This is a genomic window from Microbacterium sp. LBN7 (genome assembly GCF_045690345.1).
Lineage (GTDB): Bacteria > Actinomycetota > Actinomycetes > Actinomycetales > Microbacteriaceae > Microbacterium.
Window position 1 is genome coordinate 782959 of record NZ_CP147856.1, and the last position, 16018, is coordinate 798976.

Below are 16018 nucleotides of genomic sequence, written 5' to 3' on the forward strand. Positions count from 1 at the left end.
ACGACGGCCGTCGAGAGACGGGAGGGGTGCACGAGCGAACTCGCACACCCCTCGTGTCGCGGGTCGGTGTCAGGCGGTGCGTCGGCGCCGAACGACGGCGATGCCACCCGCCGTCAGCAGCATCAGCGCGAGCGCGATCGCTGCGATGGGCAGCTCCGCTCCCGTGGCCGCCAGACCGCCGGACGCCGCCGTGACGCGGATGTCCGCCCATCCGAGCAGCGTGCCGTCGGCCGCGTAGACCGCGATCCGGTGCGCGCCGAGCGCGGCATCCGCCGGGATCGTGACGGTCAGAGCGCCGGATGCCGAGAGCGATCCGGTCGCGATGCGCACCGGGTCGGAGTACATCCACACCGCGACGTCCGCGCCGGCGGCATCCGCTCCGACCGTGACCGTGACCGTCTGGCCTCGCGTCGCGACCGCCGGGTCGACCGTCACGCCGTTGCGGTTGCCGTCGACCAGATCCGTGCCGGGCAGCGGCGGCGTCTCGCCACCGGGGTTCTCCCCGCCGGGGTTCTCGCCGCCGGGGTTCTCGCCGTCGACACCCGGGAGGGTCCCGACGCGCAGCGCCTCCGACGCGAAGCCGTCGGCGAACCACCAGACCGGGCGCTGACCGTCGACCGACAGCGAGGCCGGAGCCGTGGCGAAGCCCTCGTTGTTGACGTCCGGCATCCCGGCGGGGCGCGCGTAGTGCGCGACACCCGGCTTCGCGGTGCCGTTCAGGGTGATCTCGGCCGAGCGGCCCTGGCATCCGTCGTCGCAGACCGCCCACAGCGTGTTCCGCACGCCGTCGTAGTCGAGTGCCATGACCCCGGGGAGCCCGGGGGCGATCTCCGACACCAGCGTCGCCGTGCCGTCCGCGGCGAGCGCGAAGGCGTAGACGTGTCCGTTGTCCTCGACGGCGACGAAGAACAGCCCGTCTCCGTGCCCGGCGTATGCCGACGGGTCGTACGCGGCTCCGGTGTTGTCATCGAAGAGCTTTCCGGCGAGCGCCGCGTCAGGCACCCACTGGACGGCCTCCATGCCGAGGTTGGCTCCGACGGCCGGCAGCAGCGCGGTCAGATCCCACTCCTGCTCCGCGACGAGGTCTCCCGCCGCGGCATCCGGGGCCACCTTCAGCACGACGTTCTGGTTCACGCCCTTGGCGCTGTTGTCGCGTTCGGAGGCGACGTAGACCGCGCCTGCGCCGTCGACCGTGATGCCCTCGGTGTCAGGACCTGCGGCTCCCGGGTCCTCGGCGTCCTTCTGGAAGCGGACGCGCTTGCCGTCGTTCCAGCCGTCGACCTTCTCCACCGAGCCGTCGGCATGCGCCTCGAGCTTCCAGATGCGCCCTTCGCCGTTGTCGACCGCCCAGAGGAACACGCCGTCGGCGGTCTCCTGCACGTCGAGGCCCGAGCTGTCCTCGAGGAAGGTCGGGACGCCGTCGAGCGCGCGCACGTCGGCGGAGCCGGGCCACGGCGAGACCGTGACCTCGCCGTCGCAGACGTTCGCCGCGCCCTTCGTGGACTCGGTCGTGGTCGCAAAGACCCCGGTGGCGTCGGGGCAGCGGCCCCACGTGGTCGCCGCGTGGCCCTCACCCCAGGTGGTCTCGTCGATCAGCAGGTCTCCGTCGAACAGGCGCACCGTGTCGCCGCCGCCGAGACCGAAGCCCAGCTGCTCGCGCTCGACGACGAGGTATCCGCCGGCCGCGATCGAGGTGCCGGCGGGGATCGCATACGCGTGTGCGTCGTCATCGTCCTTCACGACGACGCCCGAGACGTCGAGGGCCGCCGTCGTAGGGTTCACGAGCTCCACCCAGTCGTCCGGGGAGCCGCCGTCGGACTCGACCTCGTTGATGCGCACGGGGTTGCCGCAGGCGTTGCGGAGTCCCTTGGTCGACACGGCCACATCGGCGAACTCGCCCGTGCCGTCGGCGCAGCGCGCCCAGACGCCCTCGGCGTGCGCCGCGTAGACGTGCTCGTCGACCGTGTTCCCGTTGGCGTCGCGGATCGTCACGGTGTCGCCGTTGCCGAGCCCGAACACGAAGTTCGCGGGCTGGTCGAACACGAAGTAGGCGCCGGGCTCGAGGATCGTGCCGGCCGGAAGCGGCGTGGTCTCCGCGGCATGGCCGTTCGGATCGTTGTCCATCACGGACCACCCCGAGAGGTCGACCGCCGTCGCTCCGGTGTTGACGATCTCGACCCAATCGGTGGCATCGCCGTTCGACTCGATCTCGTTGATGACGACGTCCGGCATCACGCAGGAGTTCGCCGCACCCGGGGTGGGGTGGGCCAGCAGGAACGCGCCCTCGCCGTCGGGGCAGCGTGCGAGCGTCGCTGCGGCGAAGTCCCCGTCGATGGCCGCGTGTCCGGACCAGGGCAGCGTGTCGTCGATCATCGTGCCACCGGCGTCGTAGAGACGGATGCGGTCGGCGCTGCCGATGCCGATCGGATCGCGGAATGCCGCTTCCGCGCCTCCGACGAGTCCGATCGTGCCCTCCTCCACGACGAGGAAGGCTCCCGCCTCGATCGTCGTGCCGGGCAGGAACTGCCAGCGGTGGTCATCCGAGTTGTCGCGGACCTCGTAGCCCGAGATGTCGAGTGCCGCGTCGCCGGGGTTGTGGAACTCCACCCAGTCGGCCGGCTGCGAATCCACCTCGTTGATGACGATCGCACCGTCGACGGGGGTCACCGAGCAGTCGTTGGCTGCACCGGGTGTTGCTGCCGTCGCGTGCGCCCACTCCCCTGTGCCGTCAGGGCACCGCGACCAGTCCGACAGCGGCGCGGTGTTCTCGTACGCGTAGGCGTCGATCTCCGCACCGGTCGGGTCGAACAGCACGACCTCGTCGCCCTTGCCCAGCCCGAAGCCGAAGTCGACATCCTTCTGAAGAACGAGGAACTCCCCCGGCGCCAGCGACGTGCCTTCCGGCGCAGATCCGAACGTGTCGCGCTTCTCGTCGGAGATGTACCAGCCGTCGAGGGCGACCGACTCGGTGCCGGCGTTGTAGAGCTCGACCTGATCGGCGAGACCGGTCGCTGCGTCGTCGTAGATGATCTCGTTGAGCACGAGACCCGCGGACGCGGTGACGCCCGGAGCCTCCTCGACGGGACGGATGCCGGGATCGGCGCCGACCGCGGCGACCGGGGTGGCGAGCAGGGCGGCGGCGCTGAGGGCGCAGACGGCCGTGACCGCCGCTGCGTAGTGCAGGCGGGGCATGGAGGACTCCTGGGTAGGGGTTCAGACGGGTAGGCCTCCAGACCACCGACTCCGCGTGGCCGCGCGGCGACTCGCACGTGCACGGGAGGTGAACGACGGGTGGCCGTTCACCTCCCGTGCCGCGTGGGCTCTGGCTCAGGCGATGCGGGTGCCCGGCGGAAGCCGTCGCGCCGGCGTGCGGGTGCGCGCCCACGCCCCGGCGAACAGGGAGCCGGCGATGACGAGCTGCACTCCCAGCCCGACGAACCAGCTCGGCACGGTCGAGTCGAGGACCTCCTGCGGTGTCCGACCGGTGACGCCACCGCTCGGATCGCACTCGTCCCAGCGCTGCTCGAGGGGTGACAGCTGCGCGCTGCGCACCCCGTACTTGATCTGCCCGAACAGGTCGACGGGGTAGCCGTCGGCGGAGAGCTCGGTCGGGGTCGCATCCGCGAGCACCATGAACGGGTTGGCGGCGAGCGCCCACCAGACGAGATCGAACCGCGGCACCTCGTAGCTGTTGCTCTCCCAGCGCTCGCAGTCGACGTTCCCGGAAGAGTCGTACGGACGGTGATAGCTGGTCGCCTCGCCGCGCACCGCCATCCCGCCGAGGAGGAAGACGATGAGCGTGCCGATCACGAGCACCGACACGACGAGGTAGGTCGTCGCGACCGAGAACAGCGGACGCGCGAGCAGTCCGCTCAGTCCCACGCCGATCGCGGCGACCACGACGATCTCCACCGCGAGGACGAGGAGGGAGACGAGCAGGACGGCGGCGTTCGCTCCGCCGCCGAGCAGGGAGAACGCGAGGAACGGCAACGCCACGACGAGGAACGCGCCGCCCGTCGCGATGGCGGCGACGAGCTTGCCGATCATGATGTCGCCGGTCGAGACGGCGGTGACCTGGACCGCGGCGAGCGTCGCGGCATCGCGGTCGCCGTTGATCGCGTTGCCGCTGAGCGTCGGCGAGACCAGCACCACCAGCAGCAGGACGATGTTGACGACGATCGAGTAGACCCCGGCTCCGACGGCGTCACCCCAGGAGTACACGGCGAACGCGAGCCCGGTGATGCCGAGCAGGACGAGCGCGAACACCCCGAGGAGGACGTACCAGCTGACGCTGCGCAGGCGCTGGGTCAGCTCGAGGCGGGCGACGGTGCCGATGTGCGCGAGACTCATGCGCCTGCCTCCGTTCCGGCCGGGGGCGGGGTGGGGGCGGATGCCGGTGGCTGCGGGAGGTTCAGGAACGTGTGTTCGAGCGCGCTCTGCGCGGGGGCGAACTCCGCCACCGGGAGCCCGGCCTCGACGAGGCGGCGCAGCGCCTGGGCCGCGCCGTCGTCGTCGGTGAAGCCGACCAGGACGGCGCCGCGGTCGGATCCGAGCGACTCGGGAGCGAGGCCCAGCAGGGAGGCGACCTGCCAGGCGTCGGCGTTCATCCGCTCCGGCGTCGCTCCGGCGAGGCGGACCCGCCATGCGCGCACCGACGCCTGGGCCGGGGCCGCGTCGACGACCGACCCGGCGACGAGGAACACCGCATCGTCGACGACCTCCTCCAGCTCGGAGAGGATATGGCTGGAGATCAGGACCGTGCGGCCCTCCGCCGCGAAACGGCGCAGCAGGACCCGCAGGTGCACACGCGCCTCGGGATCGAGACCGGATGCCGGTTCGTCGAGCAGCAGCACCTGGGGGTCGTGCACCAGGGCGCGGGCGAGGCCCAGCTTCTGCTTCTGTCCGCGGGAGAGCACCTTCGCGGGTGCATCGGCGAGGTCGCCGAGCCCGACGAGCGCCAGCAGCTGCTCTGCGCGGGTCGCCGCCTCGGGCTTCGGCATGTCGTAGAGGCGAGCCGTCGTGACGATGGTCTCCCGGGCGGTGAGCGACGGCCAGGCGCCGAGCGCATCCGGCATCCACCCCAGTCGCCGTCGAGCGGCGAGCGGGTCTGCGGAGGGGTCGACGCCGCCGATGCTGATCCGGCCGGTGTCGGGAGCGAGCAGGGAGGCGAGCATCAGAAGCAGCGTGGTCTTGCCCGCGCCGTTCGGCCCCACGAGTCCGGTGACGCGCCCCGGCTCCGCGCGGAGGGTGGCCGCTCGCACGGCCTGAACCGTCCCGAATGCTCTGCTGACGTCTTCCACGACGATTCCGGTCATGCGGTCAGTCTGCCATCCGGGTGCAGCGCGGCCCGGGAGCTCGGGGCGGATGCTCAGCCGGCTCGGATCGCAGGTGACACAATCGATCCATGCGCACGATCCTCAACATCATCTGGGTGATCCTGGCGGGATGGGCTCTGTTCCTCGGCTACATCCTGGCCGGCGTCCTGCTGTGCATCCCGATCATCACGATCCCGTGGGCGATCGCCTCGTTCCGCATCGCGCGGTACGCGATCTGGCCGTTCGGCCGCGAGGTCGTCAGCAAGCCGACCGCCGGCGTCGGGTCGTTCCTGGGCAACGTGCTCTGGGTGATCCTCGCCGGCTGGTGGCTCGCGATCGGGCACATCATCTCGGGTATCGCGCTGTGCATCACGATCATCGGCATCCCGATGGGCATCGCCGACTTCAAGATGGTCCCGGTCTCGCTGATGCCGCTCGGCAAAGAGATCGTCTCCACCCGCAGGGGCGCGTTCGACCGCACGCTCGGATCCTGACGCCGCGAGGTCAGCTGCGGAAGAAGCTCACGCCCAGGTCGGGGTGGTCGACGAAGACGCCGTCGACGCCCGATCGGGCGATCACGCCCCACTCCGACTCGTAGTCGCCGAAGGCTCCCTTGCCGCCGGGCCCTCGGAACTCCGCCGCGAGGAACGCGTTCTCCGGGCGGCATGTCCAGGTGAAGACCTTGAGCCCGCGCGCGTGCGCGTCCGGCACGATCGTGCTGCCGCGGGCGAGCAGCATCTTCTTGTTCACGCTGATCCCGTCGACCTTGCCGACCAGCTCGTCGAGGCCGTGCGGCGTGACCGTCGCCTTGTAGGTGAGCGCCTGCTTGCCCTCGGCGACGAGCAGGTCGTACGGGCGCCCCGCCGCCTCGATGAGATACACGTACGACGCGGAGATCCCGCGTGCGCGCAGCTGGCCGAGCACGGTGGACTCGAAGCACTCGATGATCAGCGGCAGCTCGCCGTCCGCCCAGCCCGCATCGCGGAGCTCCCTCTCGATGAGCGGTGCGAGATCGAGCCCGATGCTGGCGAAGTACGTCGCGTGCTTGACCTCGAGCACGACGCCGATCTCGCGACCGTGCTCCACCGAGCCCTCGCGCACGATGTCGAGCACGTCGCGCAGGCGGAGGATCGCCTGCGCGTCGTCGAAGCTCGCACTGGAGGCGCGCACCTCGGGCAGCCGCTCGCGCCCGCGCAGGGTCGACAGCTCCGCCCAGGTGAAGTCCTCGGTGAACCAGCCCGTCAGCGCCTGCCCGTCGACGCGCTTGGTCGTCTTGCGGTCGGCGAACTCCGGATGCCGGGCGATGTCGGTCGTGCCGGAGATCTCGTTCTCGTGGCGGACGACGAGGACGCCGTCCTTCGTGGCCACCACGTCGGGCTCCACCGCGTCGACACCCATCGCCAGTGCGAGTTCGTAGGAGGAACGGCTGTGCTCCGGGCGGTAGCCGGGCGCACCACGATGCCCGATGACGAGGGGCGATTTCCTTGGCACGCTCTCAGCGTAGAACACCCCACACCCGCCACCACGCGGGTATCGTAGAGGAAAGCGACCTACGACCCCCTTTTGGAGTGAGGCCCACCAATGAGCAACTTCGCCTTCAACAACCCGGCGTTCAAGCAGCAGGATCCGCGCAATGTCGCGACCTACCCGGGCGGACCGCAGGCCGCTCAGGGTGCGCAGAACGCCTCCTTCCAGCACGCCACGATGGATGCCGCGGCCAACGCGCAGCTCGAGGGCATGTACGCGGCACCTCCCGCCGGCGCCATCGAGACCGACCGGATGTCCGTCGAGGACACCGTCTGGAAGACCGCCGGCCTGTTCGCCATCCTTCTCGTGACCGCGGCCGTCGGCTGGGTCTGGACGCTCGGCGGGGTCCAGATGAACCCCTACGGCGGCGTCTCGATGCTGCCGTGGATCATCGGCGCCCTCGGCGGCTTCGTGCTCGCCATGGTCATCACCTTCACGTCGCGCAAGAAGGTGCGCCCCGCGCTGATCTTCGCCTACGCGGCTTTCGAGGGCCTCTTCGTGGGTGGCATCTCGGCGTTCTTCGAGGTCATCTACCCCGGCATCGTCTTCCAGGCGACCCTCGCGACGGTCTCCGTCGTCGGCGTCACGCTGGCCCTCTTCGCCAGCGGCAAGATCCGCGCGTCGAAGAAGGCCACCAAGGTCTTCATGATCGCCATGGTCGGCTACCTCGTCTTCTCGCTGCTGAACCTCGTCCTGATGTGGACGGGCGTGCTGCCCGAGGGACAGGCGTTCGGCCTGCTGAGCGCGTCGATCGCCGGAATCCCGCTCGGACTCATCATCGGTGTGCTCGTCGTCATCATGGCCGCGTACTCGCTGGTGCTCGACTTCGACCAGATCCAGCAGGGCGTCCGCAACGGCGCTCCGCGCCAGTTCGGCTGGATGGGCGCCTTCGGCATCATGGTCACGGTCGTCTGGCTCTACGTCGAGATCCTGCGCATCATCGCGATCGTCCGCAGCAACTGATCACGATGATCAGCTGATCAGAGACCTCGTCGAGAGGCCCGTCTCCCCTGGGGAGGCGGGCCTCTTGCCATACCCGGGGAGGTGCGCGCAAGGGGGTGTCCTCGCGGATGGTCGAACGGCATAGTCATCTGCGAGACCCGACACCACGGGTATTCGCAACACAAAGGAGCAGACCATGAGTTTCCTCGGATTCCTTCTTCTCGGCCTCATCGCCGGCGCCATCGCCAAGCTGATCCTCCCGGGCAAGCAGGGCGGCGGCTGGATCGTCACGCTCCTGCTCGGCGTGGTCGGCGCCTTCCTCGGCGGCTGGCTCGGATCCGTCATCTTCGGTGTGGGCCTGGAGGAGTTCTGGAGCCTGCAGACCTGGCTCCTCGCGATCGGCGGCGCCATCGTCGTGCTGCTGATCTACGGCCTGATCGTCGGCCGCGGCAGCAAGGCTCGCAACTGAGCGGATACTGACGCCCGCACAGCACCCCAGAGGCCCGTCCCTTCGGCAGCATCAGCTGTCGGAGGGGCGGGTCATCCTTCGTGTCCGTGCGCCTTCCGATCCAGCAGCGCTCTCTCCCGGTCATTTCCGGCCAGCCCCGCTGCCACGGCGAACTCGCTCCGCGCCTCCTCCTCGCGCCCGAGACGCAGGAGCAGCTCGCCGCGCGTCGCGGGCAGCAGGTGGTAGCCGCGCAGCACGCCCGACGACGACAGCTGGTCGATGATGCGCAACGCCGATGCCGGGCCCGTGGCCATCGCCACCGCGGCCGCACGGTTCAGCTCGACCACGGGTGAGGGGGCGATGCGTCCCAGCGCTTCGTAGAGCAGCACGATCCGGTCCCATTCGGTGTCGTCGACGGATGCCGCGACGGCATGGCACTCGGCGATCGCTGCCTGCAAGCTGTAGGCGCCGCGACCGCGACCGACGGCATCCGCCGCAGCGAGAGCCGCACGACCCCGCGAGATACGGCTGCGATCCCAGCGGCGCCGGTCCTGATCGGCCAGCAGCACGGGATCGCCGTTCGCGTCCACCCGAGCCGCGAACCGCGCCGCCGTCAGCTCCATGAGCGCGAGCAGGCCGTGCACGTCGGGCTCGCCGGGCATCAGCGCCGCCAGCACTCTGCCGAGCCGGATCGCCTCGTCGCTGAGCTCCGGCCGCATCAGGTCCGGGCCGCTCGACGCGGCGTGCGCCTCGTTGAAGATCAGGTACAGCACCCCCAGGACGGCTCCGAGGCGCTGCGCGTGCTCCTCGCGGGGCGGCACCTCGAACGGGGCGTTCGCGGCGGCGAGCGTCTTCTTCGCACGGACGATCCGCTGCTGCACGGTCGCCGTCGGCACGAGGAACGCGCGGGCGATCTCCTCGCTCGACAGACCGGCGACGACGCGCAGGGTGAGTGCGACCTGCGCCTCCTTCGAGAGCACCGGGTGACAGGCGATGAAGATCAGGCGCAGGACGTCGTCGTCGACGGCATCCGGATCCCACAGCATGTCCCCCGCTTCCGCCTGCTCCCGCTCCAGGTCGTGGGCGAGCAGCGCGACGCGCTCGTCGAGCCGCTCGCGACGGCGCCACCCGTCGATGGCCTTGCGCTTCGCGACCGCGGTGAGCCAGGCCGCCGCGTTGCGCGGAACCCCCTCGACGGGCCACTGCCGCAGCGCGTCGACGAGCGCCTCCTGCGCGAGATCCTCCGCCAGGCCGAAGTCGCCGACGATGCGGGTGAGGGCACCGACGATGCGCGCGGATTCGATGCGCCAGACGGCGGCGACGGCGCGCTCCGTCGACCCCTGATCGGGGGCGGAACGCGCCGTCTCGCTGCGCGGGGAGTCGTCCATCACTGCTGTGCGCGCTGCGCCTGCTCGTCGCGCCAGCCCTCTTCCTTCTGGATCCACTCGTTGTCGGCGGGGAAGTCGGACATGTCGGTGACGCGGCGCACCTCGAGGAAGGAGCCGGGTCCGAGGGGTGCGCGGCTCGCCCACTCGGCAGCCTCCTCGCGACTGGAGACCTCGATGATCCAGAACCCGTTGAAGAGCTCCTTGGTCTCGCCGTAGGGGCCGTCGGTGATCAGGGGCGTCTCGGCGCTGAAGTCGACGACGAATCCCTCGGCGGCGTCGGTGAGGCCTTCACCCGCGGCCAGCACGCCGGCCTTGATCATGGACTCGTTGTACTTCCCCATCGCCTCGATGACCTCTTCGAACGGCATCTCCTTGAAGGACTCCACCGCTTCGTCGGTCGCGCGCATGATGAGCATGTACTTCATGATGTTCTCCTTGTTCGAGGGGCCGTCTCTCGACCCTCTCATCACAGACGTCGAACGGGAATGCCCCGGATCGACATCCTCGGGAGATTTTCTCGAGATTCTCTCTCGAGGCCGTGCCGGTCGCGCGCGGAGCTCAGCGGCGCGAAGGACGCGATACCGCGTCCCGGATCACCGCGGCGAGAGCGGCGAGGGAGTGCTCGGGGTTCCAGGCCGCTGCGACCGCGGGGGCCTCGGCGCTGAGCCGCGCGCGCCACTCGTCATCAGTGAGCACGCGCCGCAGGGCGTCGCCCAGGGCCTCGACGTCGCCGCCGGGGACCAGGACTCCCCCGCCCTGCTGCAGCACATCACGGATGCCGTAGCGCACGTCGTAGGCGATGACGGGCGCACCATGCAGCAGCGCCTCGACCACTCCGAGCGGCTGGCCTTCGAACGCCGTGGACGTCACGACGACGGACGCACGATCGAGCACCCGCCCCGGGTCGTCGGTGTAGCCCGCGAGCAGGATCCGCTCCCCCGCATCGAGCTCGTCGAGCAGGGTCTGGATCTTCTCGTGCTCGGCTCCCTCGCCCCAGATCTCCAGCCGGGCGCCCGGAACATCGGCGGCGAGGAATGCGCGGATCGCCTGATCGACGCGCTTGGCGGGAGCGAGCCGCCCGAGCACGACGACCAGGCCGTCTTCGCGCAGGTCATCCCGCCGCTCGACCGGTGTGATGGGGTTGGGGACGACGACGTGCCGCGCCGCGTCGCCGAACCGGGCCACCACGTCGTCGCGCTGCGTCTCGGTCGGCCACACGACCGCGTCGAACCGGTCGGCCAGCGCGAGCCAGCGCTTCCAGAACACGCTCATCGGCGCATCCGGCGTGTACGGCGCCTCGAGGTGGATGGTGTGGATCGGGTGGATGATGCGCACACGGGGATCCGACCAGTCCGCGACGAGCTCGCCGAGCTGTCGGGACTCGCAGATCACGACGATGCGGCGGTCGCCGAAGGACGCCGTGACGTGGTCGAGCCACGCACAGTACAGCCCGCGGAACCCGCGGACACCGCCCACGACCTCCCCCGATGCATCGTGGATCAGCACGGGCTGCTCGGTGAGATGCCAGTCGGGATTCCCGGGGATGACCGGCAGCGCCGCGAACGGGCGGCCGTCGGCGTCCTCGAGCACCCGGTACTCGATGCCGGGCTCGGGTGACGCCGCAGCATCCGCCACCGCGAGGAGCCAGGCCGCCGCTCCCCCGCCGGGCGCGGCGGCCTCGTCGAAGAGATTGCGCATCCGCGACGGGTCGGTCAGCTCGCCGTGCTCGGCGAAGAACGCCCGGTGCTCCGCGTGCGCGGCCGCCGTACCGGGATCGAAGGTGAGCAGCTGCGGCCCACAGCCGTCGGCGACGCCGGCACGGGCCAGCTGCCGGGCGCGGGCCAGCGAGGCGATCGTGTATCCGCCGTCCCGGCCCGGGATCAGACGGCTGGACAGCACCAGGTACTCGGCGTCGGGGAGCTCCCCGGCCGCCGTATCCGGGGACACGGCGTCCCCTACTCCCACTCGATCGTCCCCGGCGGCTTCGACGTCACGTCGAGCACGACGCGGTTCACGTCGCGGACGCCGTTCGTGATGCGGTTCGAGATCTTCGACAGCACGTCGTACGGCAGGCGGGTCCAGTCGGCCGTCATGGCGTCTTCGCTGGAGACCGGACGCAGCACGATCGGGTGACCATAGGTGCGGCCGTCGCCCTGCACGCCGACCGAGCGCACGTCGGCGAGGAGCACGACCGGGCACTGCCAGATCTCCTGGTCGAGGCCCGCCTTGGTGAGCTCCTCGCGGGCGATGGCATCGGCCTCGCGCAGGATCTCGAGACGATCGGCCGTGACCTCGCCGATGATGCGGATGCCGAGACCGGGGCCGGGGAACGGCTGGCGGCCGACGATCGCCTCGGGGATGCCGAGCTCGCGGCCGATCGCGCGGACCTCGTCCTTGAACAGCGCGCGCAGCGGCTCGATGAGCTCGAAGTCGAGGTCGTCGGGAAGTCCGCCCACGTTGTGGTGCGACTTGATGTTCGCGGTGCCCGCTCCGCCGCCGGACTCGACGACGTCGGGGTACAGCGTCCCCTGCACGAGGAACTTCACGGGAGCGCCGCCCGAGGCCTTCGCCTCGGCGACGAGGTCGAGCTGCACCTTCTCGAACGCGCGGATGAACTCGCGGCCGATGATCTTGCGCTTCTCCTCGGGGTCGGTGACCCCCTTGAGGTGACCGAGGAAGGTGTCGGCGGCATCGACCGTGATGAGTCGGACGCCGGTGGATTCGACGTAGTCCTTCTCGACCTGCTCGCGCTCGCCCTTGCGGAGGAGCCCATGGTCGACGAACACGGCAGTCAGCTGGTCGCCGATCGCCTTGTGCACGAGAGCCGTCGACACCGCGGAGTCGACGCCGCCGGAGAGGGCCGAGATGACGCGGGCGTCGCCGACCTGCTCGCGGATGCGCTCGATCTGCTCGGCGATCACATTGCCGCTGTTCCAGTCGGAGGCGAGACCGGCGCCCTTGTGCAGGAAGTTCTCCAGCACGCGCTGGCCGTGGTCCGAGTGCTTGACCTCGGGGTGCCACTGCACGCCGTAGAAGCCGCGCTCCTCGTTCGCGAACGCCGCGACCTTGGTGGCGTCGGTGGTCGCGAGGACCTCGAAGCCCTCGGGAGCCTTGGCGACCTGGTCGCCGTGGCTCATCCACACGTTCTGCTCCGCCGGCTGGCCGCCGAGCAGGGTTCCGCCGTCACCCGAGATGACGGCATCCGTCGCGCCGTATTCGCGCAGGCCCGTGTGGGCGACCTCGCCACCGAGGGTCTGCGCCATGTACTGGAAGCCGTAGCAGATGCCCAGCGTCGGGACGCCGAGGTCGAACACGGCCGGGTCGAGGCGCGGAGCGCCCTCCTCGTAGACGGACGAGGGCCCGCCGGAGAGGATGATCGCCACCGGGTTCTTCGCCGCGATCTCCTCGGCGGTGGCGGTGTGCGGCACGATCTCGCTGTACACACCCGCCTCACGCACACGGCGGGCGATCAGCTGCGCGTACTGCGCGCCGAAGTCGACGACGAGAGCAGGGCGCTGCTCGGTCTCGGAATGCTCGGTCAACGGACACCTTCCGGGGCATTGTTCGGGTGGGTCGCTGAGCTTGTCGAAGCGTCTGCGGCCTCCCTGGTGGCGAGATAGGTCTTCACGTCGCGGGCGACGATCGTCTCCATGATGAACGAGAGCAGCGGGATCACACCGCCGAGCGCGAGCAGGATGAAGCGCAGGAACGGCCAGCGCATCAGGCTCCACATGCGGAAGCACGCGAACAGGTAGACGACGTAGAACCAGCCGTGCGCCACGAGGATGAACAGCGACAGGTTGAATCCGTCGCCCGTGGATTCGAGGCCCTCCGGGCCCTCGACGACCGGAGCGAACCAGAGCGGTCCGCCCGAGCCCCCGGCGAAGAGTTCGAGGTGGATCGGCGTGTACTTCAGCACCATCTCGGCGACCAGCAGGAGCAGCATGACTCCGGTGATGATCGACGCGATCTGGTAGAACTTCAGCGCACCGCGGATCGCCGGAAAGCTGGCGACTTTCGGTTCGGGCATGAGTCCAGTCTAGACGGCGCGCGAACAGTCCGATTCAGGTGTCGGCACCGCCTCCGCGCGTGCACGACTTCGGAGATCGAAGGCGAATCCCCGGGCGTCCGGTCCGTTCCGGCGGCGTGTCGGGCCCCATCTCCGCGGTTGTGCACGGGATGCCGCTCAGGGCGCCGGCGGACGAGCGACCAGCAGCTCGCCGTCTCCGCTGACCTCGAGACGGCCCGCGGCTGCGGGGACGAGCACCGTCGCGCCGGCGGCGAGCTGCTGCCCGGCGAGATCGACCGTTCCGCTGACCACGACGACGATCGCGAAGCCCGGCTCGACGACGGCAGCGCCGTGGACCGGCATCCGCTCCAGGCGGAAGTACCCGTCGGCATCGCGGGGGAACACCGAGCCCGACGGCGGTGCCGCATGCACGAGCGCTCCCATCTCGGCGAGACTCCGCGCCGTCCTGGTCACGGCGGCGAGCGCGAGGTCGAAGCCGAGGCCCAGGTGCCCGTGCTGAGGGCCGTCGATCTCGAACGCCTCCCACTCGAGCAGGATCGACAGATCCTCGGGCTGCTGCAGCTCGACGAGGAGCACGCCGGCGCCGATCGCGTGCAGCTCTCCCGGCGGGACCCAGACGACGTCGCCCGGCTGCACTTCGACGGCGTGCAGAAGGCCGAGGAGCGTATCGACGTCCTGGCGCGCGACGAGATCTGCGAGGGCCTCGACCGCCACATCCTCGCGCAGCCCGACGTGGACCGTGCCGCCCTCGAGGATGTACCACGCCTCGGCCTTGCCATGCGCGCGGCCGAGGTGCGAGGCAGCGAAGTCGTCGTGCGGGTGGGCATGCACGGGCAGGCGCTGACCGGCGTCGAGGAGCTTGACCAGCAGGCGGGCGTCGGAACCCCAGCGCCGCGCGTGACGCTCGCCGAGCCACGCGACCGGATCCGCGTCGATCGCGTCGCGGAGCAGCCGCCCGTCCGGGAGGCTGGTCAGGCCGAGAGCCTCCTCGCCACGGATCGTCGTCGTGGACCCGACCCAGTCCTCCGGCTCACGGGGAGCCGCCGCCGCTTCCCCTCGGAACGCGGAGATCCGGGCGCCGCCGCGGTAGAAGCGTTCCGGCGGGCGATTCGAGGGGAGGATGATCGGTCTCACTGCTGTTCTCCGTTCCGGGCATGGGCGGCGAGGAACCCGCCGACGAAGGTGTCGCCGAGGCCGATGGTGGTGGGCGATGCGACATCAAGGGCGAACGCGGCGACGCCGACGGCATCCGGGGTGGTTTCTTCGATCGCACGGACGAGCGAGACTCCCCCGTCGTGCCGCTTCATGGCGGCCGTCGCGTCCGCGTCGGCGGCGGTGAACCCGTCTCCGAGACGATAGCGGGTCGCGGCCACCCGCACCGCGCTCTCCAACGCCGCACGATGCCGCGACGCGTCGGGTCCGACCGCGAGCGCCCAGTAGCGCGTGTGCACCACGAGGGCGGGCACGGGGATCAGCCGGTGGATCTCCCCCAGCGCCGCGGCGACCTGCGCCGGATCGAGCAGATCGACAGCCCGGCCGAGATACTCCTGCAGCTCGTCCTCGTTCATGCCGTACACGTGGATGTGCGGCAGCAGCCGCGCGCGCACCGTCTCGGCGAACGCGCGGGTGTAGAAGCCGGCGTCCTCGTAGTACACCAGAGCCCCCGCCGCCAGGCGCGCCATCGCGGTGAGGAGCTCGCTGAGTCTCCGCACCAGCAGGTCGTGGTCCTGCATCGTGTTGAACCCCGAGATGAGGAACGCGGAAGCCTCCGCGAGCGCCTCGGAGAGGCCTGCGGCGATCGCCATCGTCCGATTCGGCGGATCGTTGGCGAAGATGAGCCGATTGGCCCCGGATGAGACCACCTCGCCGTCGGTCAGGCGCACACGCGCCCCCGCCGGATACTGCACGATCAGGTGCGGATCCAGCGTGTCCCCGTCGGCGGACGACAGGATCGTGATCCTGTCGGGAAGAAGGCGACGCACGTTGTCGTCGATGCTCACCAGATGCTGCACGCTCGGGATGCCGAGACCGTCGAGCACGAGACCGGCGCGGACTCCCGTGCCGCCCAGGGTCACGTCGTAGACGAAATGCGCGGCGAAGCGCTCGACGACCTCGGAGGAGGCGACGAAGCGCTCCGCCCCGATCCCCTCTGCGGCGAAGGCGAGCACGGCGACCAGGAGAGAGCGCTCGTCGACGATCGGCCCCGTCGTGATGAGGTCGCCGACGCCCACCTCATGCTCGCCGGCGAGCCGTTCGAGCACCGCGGAGTCCCACCGCAGCTCGTAGTCGACCGTGCCGCCGAGCCCGAGCACCAGCTGCCTGCCCACATCGCCGATCATCCGTCGAGCGCCCTCCCCGTCGATTCGTG

The 16018-nt window shown here is 70.3% G+C and carries 14 protein-coding genes; 3 read left to right on the forward strand and 11 right to left on the reverse strand.

Going from position 1 to position 16018, the window contains the following annotated elements; translation table 11 throughout:
* Window positions 1-69: 69 nt before the first annotated feature.
* The 3 genes from LBN7_RS03745 to LBN7_RS03755 form a co-directional block, all read right to left on the reverse strand.
* Window positions 70-3192 (reverse strand): lamin tail domain-containing protein, encoded by a 3123-nt coding sequence (locus LBN7_RS03745; RefSeq protein WP_407360986.1) that lies wholly within the window; start codon window positions 3190-3192, stop codon window positions 70-72.
* Window positions 3193-3327: 135 nt separating this feature from the next.
* Entirely contained in the window at window positions 3328-4350 is a 1023-nt protein-coding gene (locus LBN7_RS03750; protein ID WP_407360987.1) for an ABC transporter permease, read from the reverse strand.
* Entirely contained in the window at window positions 4347-5315 is a 969-nt protein-coding gene (locus LBN7_RS03755) for an ABC transporter ATP-binding protein (RefSeq protein ID WP_407360988.1), read from the reverse strand. Before LBN7_RS03755 ends, LBN7_RS03750 begins: the two co-directional genes overlap by 4 nt.
* Window positions 5316-5404: 89 nt before the next feature.
* Between LBN7_RS03755 and LBN7_RS03760 the strand changes: the two genes are divergently transcribed.
* Window positions 5405-5809 carry a YccF domain-containing protein gene (locus LBN7_RS03760; protein ID WP_116634602.1) on the forward strand — a complete coding sequence of 135 codons (405 nt, stop codon included), beginning with the start codon at window positions 5405-5407 and terminating at the stop codon, window positions 5807-5809.
* A 10-nt stretch (window positions 5810-5819) separates the two neighbouring features.
* Here LBN7_RS03760 and LBN7_RS03765 read toward each other — a convergent pair whose 3' ends face one another.
* Window positions 5820-6806 carry a glycerophosphodiester phosphodiesterase family protein gene (locus LBN7_RS03765; RefSeq protein ID WP_341946052.1) on the reverse strand — a complete coding sequence of 329 codons (987 nt, stop codon included), beginning with the start codon at window positions 6804-6806 and terminating at the stop codon, window positions 5820-5822.
* Window positions 6807-6896: 90 nt separating this feature from the next.
* Here LBN7_RS03765 and LBN7_RS03770 point away from each other — a divergent pair, with 90 nt between their 5' ends.
* Both LBN7_RS03770 and LBN7_RS03775 read left to right on the forward strand, forming a co-directional pair.
* The gene (locus LBN7_RS03770; RefSeq protein ID WP_116634601.1) at window positions 6897-7805 is read left to right on the forward strand and encodes a Bax inhibitor-1/YccA family protein; all 909 of its coding nucleotides are present in this window, start codon (window positions 6897-6899) and stop codon (window positions 7803-7805) included.
* A gap of 175 nt (window positions 7806-7980) precedes the next feature.
* On the forward strand, window positions 7981-8253 hold the full coding sequence (locus LBN7_RS03775) for a GlsB/YeaQ/YmgE family stress response membrane protein (protein ID WP_116634600.1): 273 nt from the start codon (window positions 7981-7983) through the stop codon (window positions 8251-8253).
* Between the two features lie 71 nt (window positions 8254-8324).
* Here LBN7_RS03775 and LBN7_RS03780 read toward each other — a convergent pair whose 3' ends face one another.
* The 7 genes from LBN7_RS03780 to LBN7_RS03810 form a co-directional block, all read right to left on the reverse strand.
* Window positions 8325-9620, reverse strand: coding sequence for an RNA polymerase sigma factor (locus tag LBN7_RS03780; protein WP_407360989.1), 1296 nt, complete (start codon window positions 9618-9620; stop codon window positions 8325-8327).
* A complete protein-coding gene (locus LBN7_RS03785) occupies window positions 9620-10045 on the reverse strand; it encodes a YciI family protein (protein WP_116634781.1) in 426 nt (141 codons plus the stop codon). The genes LBN7_RS03780 and LBN7_RS03785 overlap by 1 nt, the downstream gene beginning before the upstream one ends.
* A 133-nt stretch (window positions 10046-10178) precedes the next feature.
* Window positions 10179-11567: a glycosyltransferase gene (locus LBN7_RS03790; RefSeq protein WP_407360990.1), complete on the reverse strand. Its 1389-nt coding sequence runs from the start codon at window positions 11565-11567 to the stop codon at window positions 10179-10181.
* A gap of 8 nt (window positions 11568-11575) precedes the next feature.
* A complete protein-coding gene (gene guaA / locus LBN7_RS03795) occupies window positions 11576-13162 on the reverse strand; it encodes a glutamine-hydrolyzing GMP synthase (RefSeq protein WP_116634597.1) in 1587 nt (528 codons plus the stop codon).
* Window positions 13159-13650: a DUF3817 domain-containing protein gene (locus LBN7_RS03800; protein WP_116634596.1), complete on the reverse strand. Its 492-nt coding sequence runs from the start codon at window positions 13648-13650 to the stop codon at window positions 13159-13161. Before LBN7_RS03800 ends, guaA begins: the two co-directional genes overlap by 4 nt.
* Before the next feature lie 156 nt (window positions 13651-13806).
* Window positions 13807-14784: a class I mannose-6-phosphate isomerase gene (locus LBN7_RS03805; protein WP_407360991.1), complete on the reverse strand. Its 978-nt coding sequence runs from the start codon at window positions 14782-14784 to the stop codon at window positions 13807-13809.
* On the reverse strand, window positions 14781-15977 hold the full coding sequence (locus LBN7_RS03810) for an ADP-dependent glucokinase/phosphofructokinase (protein WP_407360992.1): 1197 nt from the start codon (window positions 15975-15977) through the stop codon (window positions 14781-14783). Before LBN7_RS03810 ends, LBN7_RS03805 begins: the two co-directional genes overlap by 4 nt.
* Window positions 15978-16018 lie beyond the last annotated feature (41 nt).

Bases quoted from the DNA above. Each gene is read 5' to 3' on its own strand.
- LBN7_RS03785 (WP_116634781.1), bottom strand. From the start codon at position 10,045: ATGAAGTACATGCTCATCATGCGCGCGACCGACGAAGCGGTGGAGTCC.
- LBN7_RS03800 (WP_116634596.1), bottom strand. From the start codon at position 13,650: ATGCCCGAACCGAAAGTCGCCAGCTTTCCGGCGATCCGCGGTGCGCTG.
- LBN7_RS03775 (WP_116634600.1), top strand. From the start codon at position 7,981: ATGAGTTTCCTCGGATTCCTTCTTCTCGGCCTCATCGCCGGCGCCATC.
- LBN7_RS03780 (WP_407360989.1), bottom strand. From the start codon at position 9,620: ATGGACGACTCCCCGCGCAGCGAGACGGCGCGTTCCGCCCCCGATCAG.
- LBN7_RS03745 (WP_407360986.1), bottom strand. From the start codon at position 3,192: ATGCCCCGCCTGCACTACGCAGCGGCGGTCACGGCCGTCTGCGCCCTC.
- LBN7_RS03750 (WP_407360987.1), bottom strand. From the start codon at position 4,350: ATGAGTCTCGCGCACATCGGCACCGTCGCCCGCCTCGAGCTGACCCAG.
- LBN7_RS03760 (WP_116634602.1), top strand. From the start codon at position 5,405: ATGCGCACGATCCTCAACATCATCTGGGTGATCCTGGCGGGATGGGCT.
- LBN7_RS03755 (WP_407360988.1), bottom strand. From the start codon at position 5,315: ATGACCGGAATCGTCGTGGAAGACGTCAGCAGAGCATTCGGGACGGTT.
- LBN7_RS03770 (WP_116634601.1), top strand. From the start codon at position 6,897: ATGAGCAACTTCGCCTTCAACAACCCGGCGTTCAAGCAGCAGGATCCG.